The sequence below is a fragment of the Prosthecobacter sp. genome, assembly GCF_049294395.1.
Lineage (GTDB): Bacteria > Verrucomicrobiota > Verrucomicrobiia > Verrucomicrobiales > Verrucomicrobiaceae > Prosthecobacter.
The window spans coordinates 1-15,345 of record NZ_JBAQCR010000029.1 but is presented as its reverse complement, the minus strand read 5'-3'; the positions used below and the strand labels follow the sequence as shown (position 1 = coordinate 15,345).

Genomic DNA, 15,345 nt, shown 5'->3' with positions numbered 1-15,345 from the left:
AGAGGTGGCAGAGGTGGCAGAGGTGGCAGAGGTGGCAGAGGTGGCAGAGGTGGCAGAGGTGGCAGAGGTGGCAGAGGTGGCAGAGGTGGCAGAGGTGGCAGAGGTGGCAGAGGTGGCAGAGGTGTTGGGGGGCGGAGAGCCCCGATCCTTGGTGGATGGAAAGTAGAGCTGAGAAATTTTTGCTTGCAGGTGTAACAGATGTGCTGTTACAGTGGTCACACTTCGCGTATGCTGCCTTTTTCGATCCAGCTTCAGGATGGGAGTCCGGTCTCTGACCAGATTCTTGGGGCTGTGCGCAAGGCGCTGTTAACGGGGCAGATGAGGGCGGGGGATGCGTTTCCGAGTGTACGGACGCTGAGCCAGGAACTGCGGATCAGCCCGACGACGGCGCACAAGGTGGTGCTGCTGCTGAAGGATGCGGGATGGCTCAATTCTAGGCCGGGCATTGGCATGGTGGTGACGGTGCCGGATCAGCCGGACCTCGCGGAACGGCTGGCGCAGATCACGCCGGAATGTCGGGCGCTGCTCAAGGAGGCGGCGGAACTCAATCTCACGCTCAACCAAGTCATTCAGCATCTCAAAAGTCTATGATCACGATCACCGATTTGCATAAACGCTTCCGCAAGACTGAAGCCGTGGCTGGTTTAAGCCTGGAGGTTCCGGAGGGGCAGGTGACGGCTTTCTTGGGGCCGAATGGCGCGGGGAAGAGCACGACGATCAAGTGTCTGCTGAATTTGCACCGGCCGGACAGCGGAAGGATTGAGGTGCTGGGCGGGGATTCTCGGAAGCTGGGGCCGGCGCAGTTCACGCAGATCGGGTATGTGTCTGAAAACATGGAGCTGCCGCTGTGGATGACGGTGAAGCAGTTCTTCAACTATTGCCGGCCGCTGTATCCGAACTGGGATGCGGCTTTTGAGAAGCAGCTCATGGTGCAGTTTGATCTGCCGACGGGGACGAAGCTGAAGGATCTGTCGCGTGGGATGCGGATGAAGGCGGCGTTGCTGAGCAGCCTGGCATACCGGCCGAAGCTGGTGGTGCTGGACGAGCCGTTCAGCGGGCTGGATCCGCTGGTGCGTGATGAGTTTATTCGCGGGCTGCTGGAACTGACGGAGCAGGAGGGGTGGACGGTGTTTGTGTCGTCGCATGACATCGAGGAGGTGCAGCGGCTGGCGGATCGGGTGGCGATCATCAACCGTGGGAAGCTGGCGCTGGATGAGACGAGCGACAGTTTGCAGGCGAGGTTTCGTGCGATCGAGGTGGTGCTGCCGGACGAGGCGAAAGCGCCGGTGAATCTGCCGAACGACTGGCTGCATGCGGAGCAGGCGGGGCGGATGCTGAGATTTACGGCGAGCCGGTTTGCGAGTGATGAGGCATTTGCGGCATCACTGCGGGAGGCGATGCCGGCGGCGGCGCATCATGAGGTGAGGCCGATGAGCCTGCGGGAAATTTTTGTGGCGCTGGCGAGGGCTTACCGACTGGAAGGGAAATGAGATATGCTTTCAAACCAACCAGTTCTCAACATGCAGGCCGGGGACCTTCACGAAATCAATGAGGTTTCGCGTGAGGATCGTGGCACCGTATTCGAGCGCGATGGAAGCGATGCGCATGTCGAGAGTGCCGATATTGAGCTTGGAGGATTTCAAGCCGTCAAAGATGTCAGCGGAATCTGCGCTCCAAGGAAGACAGGTCCATCGTTGCAGGTCAGCCAAGCTGTCCTGGAACTGCGCATAAGAACGCACGCCGCGATCCAACTGCCGATGAGGCTGAATCTCAGCGAGCCAGCCTTTGAGTACCTCTTGAGGAGTGATGATCGCAAGAAAGAAGTCATCGACATGGGACAAGTCCATTCGATCTCTCAATCGAAGCCCCGCAGCACTTTTCCGAACGAATTCAGAATAGTGATTGGTGTCGAGGAGGAACATTACGGACTTAAGAATCGTCGCGGTTCACTTGTTCGCGCCACTCCGCACCGAGGCGAACAGCCTCGTCGAAATGCTCGCTGCCTTCCATGCTGCCAAACGATTGTTTCCATGCGGTTCGTGGGGCCACTCGAACGCCAAGCTTTTTCAGCTTCTCGACCATGGCAGCGTACCTCTCGTCTTGGGACAAGGTGGGAAGGGCTGAATTTTCGAGAGCCTTCATGGGGGCATTTTAACAGCCAAGCCAGCACTTGCCAACCGGCATTTGGTCAGCGGGGCTGCGTCTCAAGAGACAGGGCTCGGCATTCGGATTTTAATTCATCTGGCCTATGACACTTCATCACTTCCGCAAAGAGTTTTATTATCTGCGGCTGCGCTGGCTGGCGTTTCTGGTGCTGCTGGCGCTGGATCTGGCGGTTAATCTGGAATGGCTGCTGCCGCTGAAGGCGGGAGAGGATGTGCCGGTGTGGCTGAGCTATTTGCCGACTGTACTGATGGTGGCTGGGATGACCTTGATGGGATCATGCCCTGAGGACAAGCCGGGGAGTGATCGCAGCTTTATCAGCACGCGGCCTCTGCCCATGCGTGCGTATTGGCAGGCGCGGATCATGCTGTGGCTGCTGCTGCTGGTGGTGCCGGTGGTTTTGCAAAACGCGCTCTATCTTTTGCTCTCGCACCGTCCAGCGGCGGAGATTGTGACAGGCACGTGGGGAAAGGCGGTGGAGACACTCAAGCTCACGGCGTGGGTGGTGCCGATGACGGCGCTGTGGCGGCGGGGGGAGTTTTGGGCTGCGCTGGGATGCCTTGCCACCGGGACGTATGTCGCGAATCGAATGGTGGAATTTGCTGCGCTGAACTGGGCGAATGTTTCGATGGATGGAAGTCAGAACCGGTGGGGCATGAATGTGGCGGCGATGGTATTTACCGCGGGCATCCTGAGGATGGCGTGGCGGCAACAGAATGGGTGCGTGAGGACCTTTCGGCGGCGGATTCTCATGATGCTGAGCCTCGGCATGCTATGCCTGACGACGGGCCGACTATGGCCATGGAATGAACAAGACCCTTCGCAAGATCAAGCGCGGGCGAGTGAACTGGCCCCTGAGCTGAAGGTGGACATCGACCTGAGCCTGCTTGAGTTCACCGGATTTGAGGAGGAGCGGCAGAGAACGATCTTTGTGCCGATACGGACGCAGAGCCAGGATCCCCGTGTGTCGGTGCAACTGAGACCGCAGTCCAGTGTGGTTGCCCAAGGGGAGAAAATGACGCGTTCCGAGCCGCCCTTTTTCTGGCGCAGCCGGAAAAACAACTTTCAGCTGCCCTATCAGACCCTGATGGCGATGGACAGTGTGCTGCGCGACTTGTTTCCGGCAGGCACTCTCTTCGCGACGAGCAGTGATCGCTCGCAATGGGGGATATACAGCAACTTTCAGAGCTACTTGGGCGAGTTTAAGCCGCCGTATCCAGATCCGCAGAAACCGCTGCGCCTCACGACAGACTATGAGATCGACTGGTATGAGCGTGAGATCGCGCTGGATCTGCCGCTGCAAGCAGGAGCGCATGGGGAGTCTGACGGGAATGCGATGCGGATTCTGCAGGTGAATCAAAATCAAAATGAAAATGGTGCGACGAGTCTCGGAAGCTTGAGTGTGGATCTGCATGTAAGCGCGCATGATCCTCAAAGAGGGGGATTTGGTGACACTGCGGTGATGCTGTATTCTCCGCAACGACATCTGGTCTGGGTGGAGCCGGCATTTCAAAAGCAGCAGCCGACCCGCGCTGGAGACAAAGGGTGGAGCCGGGAGGCGAAACGTCTCGGCTGGCGTGGCGTTTTGAACTATGCAGATGGGGAGGATGCGCACGTGGATATCGCCGAGTGCAGGATCCTTCTGCTGCGCAGCCGGTTTCTTGGCACCACGAAGTGGACATGGAAATCGCCGGACATAAGGCTGGCTGATCATCCGCCAAGAAACGACACGCACCGTTTGTATGACCAGCATATTTATGTGGGGCGCGAGGTGAAAGCTTTTCAAGAACGGCTCGCTACTTTGAAACCGCCGACGGCGGAGAGTTCAGAAGCCGAGGCGCGGCGCTATCTTTATGATCTGCTCGCGACCGTGGCCGCGACGGGTGTGGCGTACAAGAAGGCTGCGCTCAAAGAAGTGGGGGATGCCTTCCGGCCGCTGCTGCAGAATCATCTGGCGCTCATGCTGGAACTGCCGCCTGAACTGTGGCCTGGCTGGAACAACTACCCGCCGAAAAGTCTGCTGGATGAGTACCTCACTGAGGAACAGAGGGACACGATCATTGATCAAGTGATGACGAACACGGTGCTGACGGATACGATCATCCGCAAAGGCTGGAGTGAGCCCGCACGGCGCCTGCAACCGCGCCTGCTTTCTCTGCCAAGGCTGCCGCATGGGATCGACGACCTGCTGTTGAAATGGGGGGATGAAGCCTCGCTGGAAAAGCTGATGCAGGAGCTGCGGCGACAAGGACAGGACCACGACTATGAGGCGCTCAACAAGTTTCCTGCCCTGCGTCCGCGGCTGGAGGCGAACGCGCGCGAAGCCATCCTGCAAGACGTCCCCGCCCTGAGGAACGAAAACCACTGGACGGCCATGGGATTTGAAACAGCCGCCGAGTATGGCAGCAGCGAGGCACTGGAGGTCTGCCTACGGTGGATGGCCCTGGGAGGAGATGCGCCGTCTCCCGGCTGCAGCATGCCATACCCCAAACTGCTGAAGGCCGATGACACCAAGCTTTGGCAGGAAAAGGTGGACGCCGACAAACAGTGGCCGCGCTACCGGCACCTGAAGGTGGCTGACTTTGAGTACCTGCCGGAACAACGTGCCTGGAGGCTCCGCAAACCATGACTGCAACCCTGCTCTTCCGCATCATGCATCAATTCCGCACGGAGTGGCGGCATCATTGGGTTTGGATCCTGGCATGGATCGCGGCGACGCTGCTGCATCGTTATTGCATCGCCGTCAGGGACATCGCCCAATTCGACTACGCCTTTGGTGAGTTTTCGATTTTGATGATGGTGCTGATTCCCGCCACTGTGGTCTGGCTGTGCATCCGTGGTGACTCGCCTTCGAACACGGACTGTGCGACGCTGACGCGGCCGGTCGGGCAGGTGGCGCTTTGGCTGGGCAAGCTGGCGTTTCTTTGCTGTGGGATCGTGCTGCCGCTGCTGATGGTGGAGAGCACGGGCTGGGCTGGCTTTCAGCTTGGCATGGGAGCGTGGCTGGCGCTTGGCAGCGGGCTGATGCTGAGCGTGGGACTGGTGATCGGCATGGTGAGTGCGCTCACGGCTCTGACGAGCACGACGCGGCAGGTCATCGCCATCGCTGTGGTGGGAGTGCTTGCTGCCGGGCTGTGGCTCACGGGTGGCGAGTCGATGGTACAGGCCATGTGGCAGCCAGCCAAAAGGGACGCGGCTGCGGAGGCGTTGCGAACTTGCGGCCACATGGTTGCCAGCGTGGTGGCGTTTCTTGGAGGGATCACTGCGTGGTGGCTCGCGACGGTGCCGCGTCGGCGTGCGATGGCAGCGGCGCTGCTGGTCATCAGCCTGATGCAGGCGCCGATGGTCTCGGCGATGTGGAGCGTGGACTGGATCACTCCGCCGCCGCTGTATTACCCAGCCAAAAAACTGGGTGTGAAAACTGGCAAGGCGGATCCTGCGGACAAGATGCCGGGGCGTGCGCTGTGGCCGACGCTGCGCATCACCGGACTCGGCAAAGATGAGGTGGCGAGTGTGATCGACCTGGCGCCGATCAACGAGGGGCAAAAGGAGTGGCCGCCGCTGGGCAGCTATAGTGATCTGGTGCCGAATACCAATGGCTATGATTCCTGGCTGCACCTTGATCACTTGCGTGTGTTGCTCAAACATAGTGCGCCAACCACGCTGTGGCGGCATCAGTTGAACAACACTGGGATCTACAATGGGAGGCTCAAAATTCAGGAGGCCCTCAAGCCGCTGCGCCTTGACCCGAAAACGATGCCGGCGCGCTGGCGGCTGCGGCTGGCGGTGCATGAGATGCGGCGCATTGGCAGCGTTCCTTTGAGGGATCTGTGGTCGAAAGGGGGCATCTTTCCGGTGCGCCCGGGCCTGCGAGTTGAGTTCCCGCCGTTTGTTTATTCGTTTGGCTCGTGGGAGTCCAAGGGCTGCCTGCACCGGGTTTATCCACTGGCTCTGCCGCCTCGGGACCACAGGCCTGCGGTGTCACGCGGACAAGCGTTGGCGGACGGCTTTCTTTTTGTGCTGGAAGATCCTGAGCTGCGCGAGAATGAGGCGCACGATCTTGGGCCGCAGAAGCGCGAGTATGCGTGGAATCGCTCCCAGGGGCAGGGCTTTGCTTTGCAAGCGGACGAGTCCCAAGGCTTTGATCTCCGTCTGTGGACGCCGGTGGTGCAGCATGAGCTGCTGAAAACCACGCATGAAGAGTGGGTGAAGCGACTCAACATGAGCCTGTGGCATGCGGAGGAGCGGGGCACGATTGATCTGGAACTTACGGCGGCACAGATGGAGGGGGTGCTGGCGGAGACGAAGCCTGAGGTGAAGAAGCCCTGAGGACTGGTTGAGCGTGGGTGCAAGGTCGTTGGGTGCGCGGCGGTGGTTTGTTTCACCGCTACGCGGTTCCACGGAAGTTGAGAGGCGTGGAGTTGGCGTTCCGTGGGCTGGCGCCCACGGCTACCGTTATGCCAGCGCTACGCGCTTTCTGAGGTTCTGCGTCTTGCGAGGAGGGGGCAGGGGCTGCTGTGAGTTTGTGCCGGGTTTTCAACGAAGGCTTTCAAGCATGGTGCAGGCTGTCCGGAGGAAGTGGGGGCGGCATGAACAGCCAATAGGTGGATTGGTCGGGCCAATGCAATCATGTAGAGGGTCGATGAGGGGATTGGCGGGAGGTGGGGCATCTTGACGGCATGAAAACGAAACTTATCCGCTCTCTTTTTGTCGTCGTGGCTGGTCTGAATCTGAGCAGCTGTGCCAGTGCCGGGCTGGAGTTTAAGAACTCTTTCCGAGGCAGTGTCACTCTGTTGCTGCGGGAGCTTTCGATCTCGTGACGCTGCCGGTGCAGCTGCCCGTTATTGCGGCGATGAAGCTTTCTGAGTGGGGAATGCTGGTCTGGCGTCGTTTCAGAGTGATTATGATGAAACGACGCGCCTTCCTTCTTGCCTGTGGTTCCACTGCTTTGGCTGCCGGTGGCAGTGCCAGACTGCGCATCGGGCAGATCGGGACGGAGCATGCGCATGCGGCGGGGAAGATGGCGGCGATGCGGGCTTTGCCGGAGCTTTGGGAGGTGGTGGGCGTGGCGGCGGCGAAGGGGTATGAGGGGGTGCCGTTGATGACGGAGGCGCAGCTTTTAGGCACGCCGGATTTGAGGGCGGTGGCGGTGGAGACGCGGATGGAGGACTCGTGCGCGACGGCGCTGCGGTGCATCGAGGCGGGGAAGCATGTGCATCTGGACAAGCCGGGGGCGCTGGGGCATGACGAATTTAAGACGATGCGGCTGGAGGCTGAGAAGCGCGGGCTGACGGTGCAAATGGGGTATATGCTGCGTTACAACCCGGCGTTTGAGCTGCTGTTTCAGGCGGTGCGCGAAGGGTGGCTGGGGGAGATCACGGAGATCGACGCGGCGATGGGGAAGCTGGGGGATGCGAAGCAGCGGGGGATCATCGGCGCGCTGCCGGGTGGGGGATTGTTTGAGCTGGGCTGCCATGTGATCGACGCGGTGACGACGATCTTGGGCAAGCCGCAGGCGGTGAATGCTTTTTCAACGCCGACGCAGAGTGATGGGGTGAAGGACAACCAGATGGCGGTGCTGCAGTATGCGAAGGCGACGGCGGTGGTGCGGGTGAATCATGCGGACCCATTTGGCGGGCCGCGGCGGCGCTTCAGTGTGACGGGGACGGAGGGGACGTTTGAGATTCTGCCGATGGAGAGCGGGAAGGTGAATCTGTCGCTGACGAAGGCGCGGGGGAGCTACAAGAAGGGGTCGCAGTCGTTTCAGCTGGAGGTGCCGAAGGATCGGTATGCGGGAGAGTTTACGGATCTGGCGAAGGTGGTGCGCGGGGAGAAGAAGCTGGCGTGGGATGCGGCGCATGACATCAGCGTGCATGAGACGGTGCTGCGGGCGGCGGGGGTGTGGGGGAAGGGGAGTTGAGCGGAGGCGGAGTTGACGGTGGCTGAACGGTTGTTTGCGGGAGGTGCGCGTGGCGGGGCTGGTTGCAGACGCTGCTGGTGCCCTCGGTGTGAATGACAAGCGCTGGGTTTGCTACCCGGAGTTGTTGATCGTAACCCAGGGCGGCACTCGCCTAGGCTCGCTTGCCCTGGGCTACGCTAGGCCGCCCCTTTAGGGCTGAAATGAATGCACCCGTTGCTACTGCGTGGCGAACTTGGTGAGGAGGCCGCGTTTGCGGGTGAGATTGAGGACCCAGACGAAGAGCCAGCCGGCGAGGGCGAGGTAGATGACATTGAGGCCTGCGGCGAGCCAGAGGTGATTCCAGCTCATGGAGCCGGTTTTCATGACTTCGCGCATGCCTTCAAAGATGGGTGTGGCGGGGAAGAGCCAGGCGATGGGCTGTGACCAGGCGGGCATGTCTTCGACGCGGTAGAAGACGCAGACGACGGGCTGGATGAAGAAGGGAACGGCCCAGGCGAGTGATTCGGCGGCCTGCCCCCAACGGAGGATGAGCGCGGTGGAGATCATGCCGAGGGCCCAGCCGAAGACCATGAGATTGAGGAAGAAGGGCACGAGCCACCACTGGAGCTGGAAGATGTTGAAGGAGTAGCCGATCCATGAGACGAAACTCATGACGACGCAGGTGATGAGGATGCGCAGGAAGCCGACGACGAAGGTGGAGCTGAGGTACTCTGCGGTGCGAACGGGTGCGACGAAGATGTTGAGGAGATTGCGGGTCCAGACGTCTTCGAGGAAGGAGATGGCGACGCCTTGCTGGGCGCGGAAGAGGATGTCCCAGAGGATCATTGCGCCGAGGAAGAAGAGGATGAAGCCGCCGAATTTTTCATCGCTGTTTTTCTGGATGAAGACGGTGACGTTGCCCCATACGACGAGATCGACGAGCGGCCAGAACACGAGCTCCACCATGCGCATGGGAGTGCGGGAGTAGAGGAAGAGGTGGCGCATCACGAGTGCGCTGATGATGCGGAAATTCATACGGCGGATTCTTTTTTCGGTTCGTCGAGGATTTCGCCGTCGCGGGCGATCTTGATGAAGACGTCCTCAAGATTGTCGCTGCTGGACTGGGCGACGATGTCCGCAGGGGTGCCTTCGCGGACGATCTTGCCTTTGTGGAGGAAGATGACGCGGTCGCAGACTTCCTCGATGTCGCGCATGTTGTGGGAGGTGTAGAGGATGGCGATGCTGCGCTCGCGCTGGACCTTGCGGACGACTTTGCGGACCTTGTCGGCGATGTCGGGGTCGAGGCTGGCGGTGGGCTCGTCGAGCATCAGGAGCTCGGGGTCATTGAGGAAGGCTTTGACGAGATTGACGCGGGTGGACTCGCCGGCGGAAAGCTGGCCGGTGACGCGCTTGCTGAGGTGGGAGATTTCGAGGAGCTCCATGAGCTCGGCGATTTTCTTCTTGGGATTCGGCACGCCGTAGATGCGGGCGAAGACGCTGAGGTTTTGCCAGACGAGGAGATTGCCGGGGAGGGCGGTGTAGGCGGAGGAGAAATTGGAGCGCTGGAGGATGCTGATGCGGTTGGCCTGCAGGGGGAGGCCGAAGGCATTGAGCTCGCCTGAGGTCGGCAGGGTGAGGCCGAGGAGGCAGTTCATGGCGGTGGTCTTGCCGGCGCCGTTGGCACCGAGGAGGCCGAGGACCTCGCCGCGATGCAGCTTGAAGCTGAAGCTGTCGAGCGCCTTCACGCCGTCGAACTCACGGGTGAGATCAATGGCTTCGAGGATGACTTCGCGGGTGTCGGGGGGGGCGGACATTGAGGTGTTAGTTCGCAGGGAGTGAGCAAATTGTCATGCTGGAAAAGATGAAACCTTGAGAGCGGAATCAGCTTGGGAGGGAGGGCGGAGCATTGTTCGAATACGGAGCCAATACGTGGCGGAACTTTTTGCAGACGCTGCTGGGGGCCGCTGTGTGTGGCGAAGGTGTGGGTTTGCTTCCCGGATTTGATGTCGGGTACCAGGGTAGCCTCGCTGAGGCTCGGCAACCCTTCGCTATGATGCGCAGCCCCTTTGGGGCTGGGGAATCACTGTCGTCGGGCTCGTCAATGCTCTTGGCTTTGGTGAGCAACTTCGATGGAGTTGGTGTGTGGCGGAGCGAAGTGGTGGCTGCGGGCGTCGGGATGAAGATCAAACGTCATGCTGAGCGGCGCCCGGCGGGAGACTGCTGATTTTTTGTGAACACCTGCTCGCCAGGAATAGTGCTGACACGGCCAGTGCGGACGTCATCGATGCGACGCCGCACTTCTTGAATCTGCACGGCTTCCAGATCGGGGGTGATCTGGAAGGTGGGGATCAAGCTGTCCGTGAGCAGGGAGTCCATCGTGGGTGTCATGTGGTGAGAACAGTCCCTGGCTGGCGGAAAAACAAGGTGCGATGGCTTACAGGTACTCTTCGATGGGGAGCTTGCCGTTCGATGCGCAGATGAACATGGTGCCGGGCTTGGTGGTGCTGGGTTTGAGCATCACTTTGCCGCCGCCCATTTCGACCATGAGCTGGCCGGCGGCGATGTCCCAGAGGCTGATTTGTTCTTCGACGTAGGCATCGAGACGACCGGTGGCGATGTAGGCCATGGCAAGGGCGGCGCTGCCGAGCATGCGGGTCTTGCGGACTTCGTAGGCGATGCGCTTGTAGCGCTCGAAGCCGAGATCGAGGGCTTCCTTGCTCTTGGAGAAGCCGACGGTGACGACGGCTTCGGCCATTTTGGCGCGATCGCTGACGGCGATGGGTTTGCCGTTGAGATGGGTTTTTTCGCCACGGATGACGGTCCAGGTTTCGTTCTGCATGGGGTCGAAAATGACACCGATGAGGAGTTCTTTGGATTCGCGATTGCGGGCGGCGATGGAGACGCAGAAGTGCGGGATGCTGAAGAAGTAATTTACGGTGCCGTCGATGGGATCGACGATCCATTCGACGTCGCCGTTGCCGCCGGTTTCGCCGCCTTCCTCGCCGAGGATGGCGTGGTCGGGAAAGCGGGCGAGGATCATGTCGGTGATGAGCTGCTGGCTGCGGACGTCGAGCTCGAGCTTGATGTCGTGGCGCTGCATTTCGTTGACGGTGAGATCAGAGCCGAAGTTGTCTTTGATGAGTTTGCCGGCGGCGTGGGCGGCTTCGGTGGCGGTGGCGAGGAGTTCGTTCACTGGGGGCTAGGGACTGGATGCTGGATGCTGGATGCTCTGGATGAAATGAACTGGATCAATTCACGAGCGAGGGAGGTTTTGGACTGCCTGGGGAGGGGCATCGTTTGACCGCCGGGGAGGCAGAGGGTGACTTCGTTTTCCAGACTGTCAAACCCGATGCCGGACTGAGATACGTCGTTTGCGATGATGAGGTCGCAGCCTTTGCGGAGAAGCTTGTCCTGGGCGTGGGCGATGAGGTTTTCGGTTTCTGCGGCGAAGCCGACGAGGAAGCCGGTGAAGGCGAACTGGGAGCGGACGGAGCCGAGGATGTCTTCGGTGCGTTCGAGCTGGAGTGTGAGGGTTTCGGCGGTCTTTTTGATTTTTTGCGCGACGACCTGGGCGGGGCGGTAGTCGGCGACGGCGGCGCTGAAGATGGCGGCGGCGCAGCCGGGGAGGTGGGTGCGGACGGCGTCGAACATTTCGCGGGCGGTTTTGACGTGGATGATTTGGATGCCGGAGGGTGCGGGAATGGTGACGGGGCCGGAGATGAGGAGGACTTCTTGGCCGGCGGCATGGGCGGCTTCGGCGAGGGCGTAGCCCATGCGGCCGGAGGAGCGGTTGGAGAGGAAGCGCACGGGGTCGATGGGCTCGCGCGTGGGGCCGGCGGTGATGAGGAGGCGCATGGGGCGGGGACCTTTAGGGAAGCACTGATTTTACACCGCAGAGATTGGAACGCCGCAGAGATTTGATGAGGAAGGTGTTTCTTTCGGGGCTTGTGAATGAAGCTGCCGACGAGGGTGCTGCGCCGCTGAGGAAGGACGAAAAGGACGGAAGGGACTGAAAGGACGGCGGAGTTTGTGATGGGCGGATGGTTTGCGTCTATCCTGACTGAACGAAGGCGGGACGCCTCGAGCCGTTGACAGGCCGGAGGCCTATCCTCCGGGCGCGGGGCGCTTCGATCCGACTGGCAGACCTGAGGGCTATGCTCCGGGGACGGTGAGGGGCTTGCCGTTGTCTTTGGGGCCGAGTTTGATGAAGTAGGGGACGGCGCGGCGGGCCCAGGCATCGGCATCGGGGAAACCGCCGGCTTCATCGCCGAAGGTGCTGCGGAGCATGTCGGTGTCGATGATGCCGGGGTTCATGGGAATGACGGCGACTTTGCCGCCGGTGTCCTGGGCAGTGGCCATGGAGAGGCCTTCGATGGCGTATTTGGTGGCGCAGTAGGGGGCGACGTCGGAGGCGGTGCAGCGGCCCCAGCCGGAAGAGAAATTGACGATGACGCCGGTGCTGCGCTTGAGCATGGCAGGCAGGAGGTGGCGCATCATGGCGGCGGGGCCTTTGATGTTGATGTCCACGATGCGGCTGAAGTCCTCGGCGCTGGTTTCCCAGAGGGGGGCGTTGGGGTTGATGATGGCGGCGTTGTTGAGGACGAGATCTGGGGCACCGAATTTTTCGAGGATGGTGTCGCAGAAGGCGGCGATGTCGGATTCGCGGGAGACGTCGCAGGTTTGGAAATGGTGCGGGGCAGGGAACTCGCGGGAGAGTTCGGCGATTTGAGAGGCGTTGCGGCCGCAACCGGCGAGGTGCCAGCCGGCTTTGATGAAGAGGGGGAGCATGGCGCGGCCGAGTCCGCGGGTGCAGCCGGTGATGACGACGGTTTTGGGGGGCATGGGTAGGGGGCGGTGGGTAACGCGGAGCTGTTTTGACAGGATTTACAGGATTCCAGAATTAACAAGATTTACGCGGGGGTGGGTTGAGAATGCCGTTTCGGAACGCCGCTTTTTTATTCAGGAGGTGCGATCCTGCATCATTCTGAAAATCTTGTTAATCCTGTCTAAAAAAGTCGCCCGACTTTTTCTTCTCGTCCCAAGGGTTGATGACCGGCGGCATGGTGCGGACGAGTCCGCAGGTGCAGCCGGTGATGACGACGGTTTTGGGGTTCATTTTCCCCAACCGTTATTTCTCGTCGGCGGAAGGATCGAAGGGCTTGTTGAAGGGAGGGCCGCGTTCGCCGTCGTAGGTTTCGCGGAGATATTCATCGCCTTCGCTCTTTTTGCGACGGATGTTTTTGGGGGCCACGAGATTGCCCACTCGGCGGCGCTCGGCGCGGCCTGCCTGCCACTGTTCCCAAGTGACGATCCGCTCAGGGCGGATGGCTATCTTCGTGTCTGGCATGCAGGGAGAATAGGCTATTTGGACTGATTTGCCAGTTCGGCGCATTGTGAGCACCGAGAGTCTGAAATGATGTAGGAGCGCTGTCTGATTGCGGAGCCAATGAGGCGGAGCTTTCTGCAGACGCTGCTGGTGCTCTTGGAGTGCTGCGGGATGCTGGGTTTGCTTCCCGGTCATCTTATGCGGTACCCAGGGTCGCCTCGCTGAGGCTCGGCTGACCCTGGGCTAAATTACGCAGCTCCGTTGGAGCTGGTGTATCGCGGAGTGTGGTGGCGTTTGAAGGGGCAGAGGTGAAACTCAAATTAGAGCTTTGCTTTTTCGACTTCGTCCCAGGGGATCTCGGAGAGTTCGGCGTTGGGGTTGCGGCGTTCGAAGTAGTTGATGGCCCATTGGTCGCTGAAGAAGACGACCCAGCGTTCGGCGCTGTCCTGGGCGGTGGTGACGCCGCCGGGGATGTCGAAGTCTTCGATGGCGCCGCCGTCTTTGGTGCGGACCCAGCGGAGGACGGTGTAGGGGGCGGTTTCGATGCGGCTCTGGGCGTTGTATTCGCTTTCGAGACGGAACTGGACGACTTCGAACTGGAGGGGGCCGACGGCGCCGAGGAGGGGGACGCGCTGGCCGGCGTGGGGCTGGATGAACTGCTGCACGACGCCTTCGCTGAGGAGCTGCTCGAGGCCGTCGCGGAAGCGCTTGTAGTGGGCGGTGCTGGGGTTGTGCAGGTAGGCGAAGACTTCGGGGGCGAAGCGGGGGATTTCGTCGAACTTGAGCTTGGGATCGGTGGCGAGGGTGTCGCCAATGCCGAAGCCGTGATTGCCGACGATGCCGACGACATCGCCTGCGTAGGCTTCATTTACTGTTTCGCGATCCTGGGCGAAGAGTTTTTGGGAGTTGGCGAGGCGGACGATTTTGCCGGTGCGGGTGTGGGTGACCTGCATGTCGCGTTCGAACTTGCCGCTGACGATGCGGACGAAGCTCATGCGGTCGCGATGGCGGGGGTCCATGTTGGCCTGGATCTTGAAGACGAAGCCGGAGAAGCCTTCATCGGTGGGCTCGATGACGCGGCCATCGGCAGCCATGCGGGGCTCGGGTGGCGGGGCGAGTTCCAGGAAACCGTCGAGGAGCATCTGCACGCCGAAGTTGTTGCTGGCGCTGCCGAAGAAGACGGGGGTGAGCTCGCCGCGATCGATCTTGGTGCGGTCGTAGGCGTGGCCTGCGCCGTCGAGCATTTCGAGCTCCATCTTGGCCTGTTCGAGAGCTTCGGGGACGGTGTGCTTGGCGACGAAGTCGTCATCGAGGCCGCCGACTTTTTCGGGGGCGCGGAAAGCGCCGTGGACGGTGCGCTCGAAGAGGTGGACGTCGTTTTTGCGACGGTCATAGACGCCGCGGAACTGCTGGCCGAGGCCGAGGGGCCAGTTGATGGCGCAGGCGCCGATGCCGAGGACGGTTTCGAGTTCGTCGAGGAGGGTGAGGGGCTCGCGCGCGGGGCGGTCGAGCTTGTTCATGAAGGTGAAGATGGGGACGCCACGGCGGCGGCAGACTTCGAAGAGCTTGCGTGTCTGGGCCTCGATGCCTTTGCCGGCGTCGATGACCATGATGGCGGCATCGACGGCGGTGAGGACGCGGTAGGTGTCTTCGGAGAAGTCCTTGTGACCGGGGGTGTCGAGGAGGTTCACGACGCTGCCTTTGTACTCGAACTGGAGGACGGTGGAGCTGACGGAAATGCCGCGCTGCTTTTCGAGCTCCATCCAGTCGGAGGTGGTGGCGCGCTGGTTCTTGCGGGCAGTCACGGAACCCGCGAGCGCGACGGCGCCGCCGTAGAGGAGGAGCTTTTCGGTGAGCGTCGTTTTACCGGCGTCGGGGTGCGAAATGATCGCGAAGGAACGACGGCGGGCGATTTGGGCTTCGTGGGGCATGGGGGGCGGTTGTCATCGTCCAAGGC

At 60.9% G+C, this 15,345-nt stretch carries 16 protein-coding genes; 6 read left to right on the top strand and 10 right to left on the bottom strand.

Translation table 11 applies throughout. From position 1 onward, the window contains the following. Nucleotides 1-228: 228 nt before the first annotated feature. Both WAW39_RS01850 and WAW39_RS01845 read left to right on the top strand, forming a co-directional pair. Nucleotides 229-591, top strand: a complete 363-nt coding sequence (locus WAW39_RS01850; RefSeq protein WP_422315178.1) for a GntR family transcriptional regulator — start codon at nucleotides 229-231, stop codon at nucleotides 589-591. Continuing rightward, nucleotides 588-1,490, top strand: a complete 903-nt coding sequence (locus tag WAW39_RS01845) for an ABC transporter ATP-binding protein (RefSeq protein ID WP_422315176.1) — start codon at nucleotides 588-590, stop codon at nucleotides 1,488-1,490. The genes WAW39_RS01850 and WAW39_RS01845 overlap by 4 nt, the downstream gene beginning before the upstream one ends. Nucleotides 1,491-1,499: 9 nt before the next feature. Here the strand turns inward: WAW39_RS01845 and WAW39_RS01840 are convergent, their stop codons facing one another. Together WAW39_RS01840 and WAW39_RS01835 are read right to left on the bottom strand one after the other, a co-directional pair. After that, on the bottom strand, nucleotides 1,500-1,922 hold the full coding sequence (locus tag WAW39_RS01840) for a type II toxin-antitoxin system VapC family toxin (RefSeq protein WP_422315174.1): 423 nt from the start codon (nucleotides 1,920-1,922) through the stop codon (nucleotides 1,500-1,502). Nucleotides 1,923-1,929: 7 nt separating this feature from the next. Continuing rightward, nucleotides 1,930-2,142 carry a hypothetical protein gene (locus WAW39_RS01835; protein WP_422315172.1) on the bottom strand — a complete coding sequence of 71 codons (213 nt, stop codon included), beginning with the start codon at nucleotides 2,140-2,142 and terminating at the stop codon, nucleotides 1,930-1,932. Nucleotides 2,143-2,248: 106 nt separating this feature from the next. Here WAW39_RS01835 and WAW39_RS01830 point away from each other — a divergent pair, with 106 nt between their 5' ends. From WAW39_RS01830 to WAW39_RS01815, 4 genes are all read left to right on the top strand, one after another. Continuing rightward, nucleotides 2,249-4,792, top strand: a complete 2,544-nt coding sequence (locus WAW39_RS01830; protein WP_422315170.1) for a hypothetical protein — start codon at nucleotides 2,249-2,251, stop codon at nucleotides 4,790-4,792. After that, nucleotides 4,789-6,492 carry a hypothetical protein gene (locus WAW39_RS01825; RefSeq protein WP_422315168.1) on the top strand — a complete coding sequence of 568 codons (1,704 nt, stop codon included), beginning with the start codon at nucleotides 4,789-4,791 and terminating at the stop codon, nucleotides 6,490-6,492. The genes WAW39_RS01830 and WAW39_RS01825 overlap by 4 nt, the downstream gene beginning before the upstream one ends. 350 nt (nucleotides 6,493-6,842) lie before the next feature. Beyond that, a complete protein-coding gene (locus tag WAW39_RS01820) occupies nucleotides 6,843-6,983 on the top strand; it encodes a hypothetical protein (RefSeq protein WP_422315166.1) in 141 nt (46 codons plus the stop codon). Nucleotides 6,984-7,066: 83 nt separating this feature from the next. Continuing rightward, the gene (locus WAW39_RS01815; RefSeq protein ID WP_422315164.1) at nucleotides 7,067-8,083 is read left to right on the top strand and encodes a Gfo/Idh/MocA family protein; all 1,017 of its coding nucleotides are present in this window, start codon (nucleotides 7,067-7,069) and stop codon (nucleotides 8,081-8,083) included. 216 nt (nucleotides 8,084-8,299) lie between these two features. On the opposite strand, the gene WAW39_RS01810 is transcribed toward WAW39_RS01815, so the two are convergent. From WAW39_RS01810 to WAW39_RS01775, 8 genes are all read right to left on the bottom strand, one after another. Continuing rightward, nucleotides 8,300-9,097, bottom strand: a complete 798-nt coding sequence (locus tag WAW39_RS01810) for an ABC transporter permease (protein WP_422315162.1) — start codon at nucleotides 9,095-9,097, stop codon at nucleotides 8,300-8,302. Next, nucleotides 9,094-9,876 carry an ABC transporter ATP-binding protein gene (locus WAW39_RS01805; protein ID WP_422315160.1) on the bottom strand — a complete coding sequence of 261 codons (783 nt, stop codon included), beginning with the start codon at nucleotides 9,874-9,876 and terminating at the stop codon, nucleotides 9,094-9,096. The genes WAW39_RS01810 and WAW39_RS01805 overlap by 4 nt, the downstream gene beginning before the upstream one ends. Nucleotides 9,877-10,252: 376 nt before the next feature. Continuing rightward, the gene (locus tag WAW39_RS01800) at nucleotides 10,253-10,438 is read right to left on the bottom strand and encodes an addiction module protein (RefSeq protein WP_422315158.1); all 186 of its coding nucleotides are present in this window, start codon (nucleotides 10,436-10,438) and stop codon (nucleotides 10,253-10,255) included. A 58-nt stretch (nucleotides 10,439-10,496) separates the two neighbouring features. Further along, entirely contained in the window at nucleotides 10,497-11,255 is a 759-nt protein-coding gene (locus WAW39_RS01795; RefSeq protein ID WP_422315156.1) for an inositol monophosphatase family protein, read from the bottom strand. After that, nucleotides 11,252-11,917, bottom strand: coding sequence for a phosphopantothenoylcysteine decarboxylase (locus tag WAW39_RS01790; RefSeq protein ID WP_422315154.1), 666 nt, complete (start codon nucleotides 11,915-11,917; stop codon nucleotides 11,252-11,254). The genes WAW39_RS01795 and WAW39_RS01790 overlap by 4 nt, the downstream gene beginning before the upstream one ends. A 297-nt stretch (nucleotides 11,918-12,214) precedes the next feature. Beyond that, nucleotides 12,215-12,904: an SDR family oxidoreductase gene (locus WAW39_RS01785; RefSeq protein ID WP_422315152.1), complete on the bottom strand. Its 690-nt coding sequence runs from the start codon at nucleotides 12,902-12,904 to the stop codon at nucleotides 12,215-12,217. Nucleotides 12,905-13,190: 286 nt separating this feature from the next. Continuing rightward, complete coding sequence (locus tag WAW39_RS01780) at nucleotides 13,191-13,409, bottom strand: hypothetical protein (protein WP_422315150.1); 219 nt, start codon at nucleotides 13,407-13,409, stop codon at nucleotides 13,191-13,193. A 299-nt stretch (nucleotides 13,410-13,708) separates the two neighbouring features. Then, a complete protein-coding gene (locus WAW39_RS01775; protein WP_422315148.1) occupies nucleotides 13,709-15,319 on the bottom strand; it encodes a peptide chain release factor 3 in 1,611 nt (536 codons plus the stop codon). Between the last annotated feature and the right edge of the window lie 26 nt (nucleotides 15,320-15,345).

Bases quoted from the DNA above. Each gene is read 5' to 3' on its own strand.
- WAW39_RS01850 (WP_422315178.1), top strand. From the start codon at position 229: ATGCTGCCTTTTTCGATCCAGCTTCAGGATGGGAGTCCGGTCTCTGAC.
- WAW39_RS01845 (WP_422315176.1), top strand. From the start codon at position 588: ATGATCACGATCACCGATTTGCATAAACGCTTCCGCAAGACTGAAGCC.
- WAW39_RS01840 (WP_422315174.1), bottom strand. From the start codon at position 1,922: ATGTTCCTCCTCGACACCAATCACTATTCTGAATTCGTTCGGAAAAGT.
- WAW39_RS01835 (WP_422315172.1), bottom strand. From the start codon at position 2,142: ATGAAGGCTCTCGAAAATTCAGCCCTTCCCACCTTGTCCCAAGACGAG.
- WAW39_RS01830 (WP_422315170.1), top strand. From the start codon at position 2,249: ATGACACTTCATCACTTCCGCAAAGAGTTTTATTATCTGCGGCTGCGC.
- WAW39_RS01825 (WP_422315168.1), top strand. From the start codon at position 4,789: ATGACTGCAACCCTGCTCTTCCGCATCATGCATCAATTCCGCACGGAG.
- WAW39_RS01820 (WP_422315166.1), top strand. From the start codon at position 6,843: ATGAAAACGAAACTTATCCGCTCTCTTTTTGTCGTCGTGGCTGGTCTG.
- WAW39_RS01815 (WP_422315164.1), top strand. From the start codon at position 7,067: ATGATGAAACGACGCGCCTTCCTTCTTGCCTGTGGTTCCACTGCTTTG.
- WAW39_RS01810 (WP_422315162.1), bottom strand. From the start codon at position 9,097: ATGAATTTCCGCATCATCAGCGCACTCGTGATGCGCCACCTCTTCCTC.
- WAW39_RS01805 (WP_422315160.1), bottom strand. From the start codon at position 9,876: ATGTCCGCCCCCCCCGACACCCGCGAAGTCATCCTCGAAGCCATTGAT.
- WAW39_RS01800 (WP_422315158.1), bottom strand. From the start codon at position 10,438: ATGGACTCCCTGCTCACGGACAGCTTGATCCCCACCTTCCAGATCACC.
- WAW39_RS01790 (WP_422315154.1), bottom strand. From the start codon at position 11,917: ATGCGCCTCCTCATCACCGCCGGCCCCACGCGCGAGCCCATCGACCCC.
- WAW39_RS01785 (WP_422315152.1), bottom strand. From the start codon at position 12,904: ATGCCCCCCAAAACCGTCGTCATCACCGGCTGCACCCGCGGACTCGGC.
- WAW39_RS01780 (WP_422315150.1), bottom strand. From the start codon at position 13,409: ATGCCAGACACGAAGATAGCCATCCGCCCTGAGCGGATCGTCACTTGG.
- WAW39_RS01775 (WP_422315148.1), bottom strand. From the start codon at position 15,319: ATGCCCCACGAAGCCCAAATCGCCCGCCGTCGTTCCTTCGCGATCATT.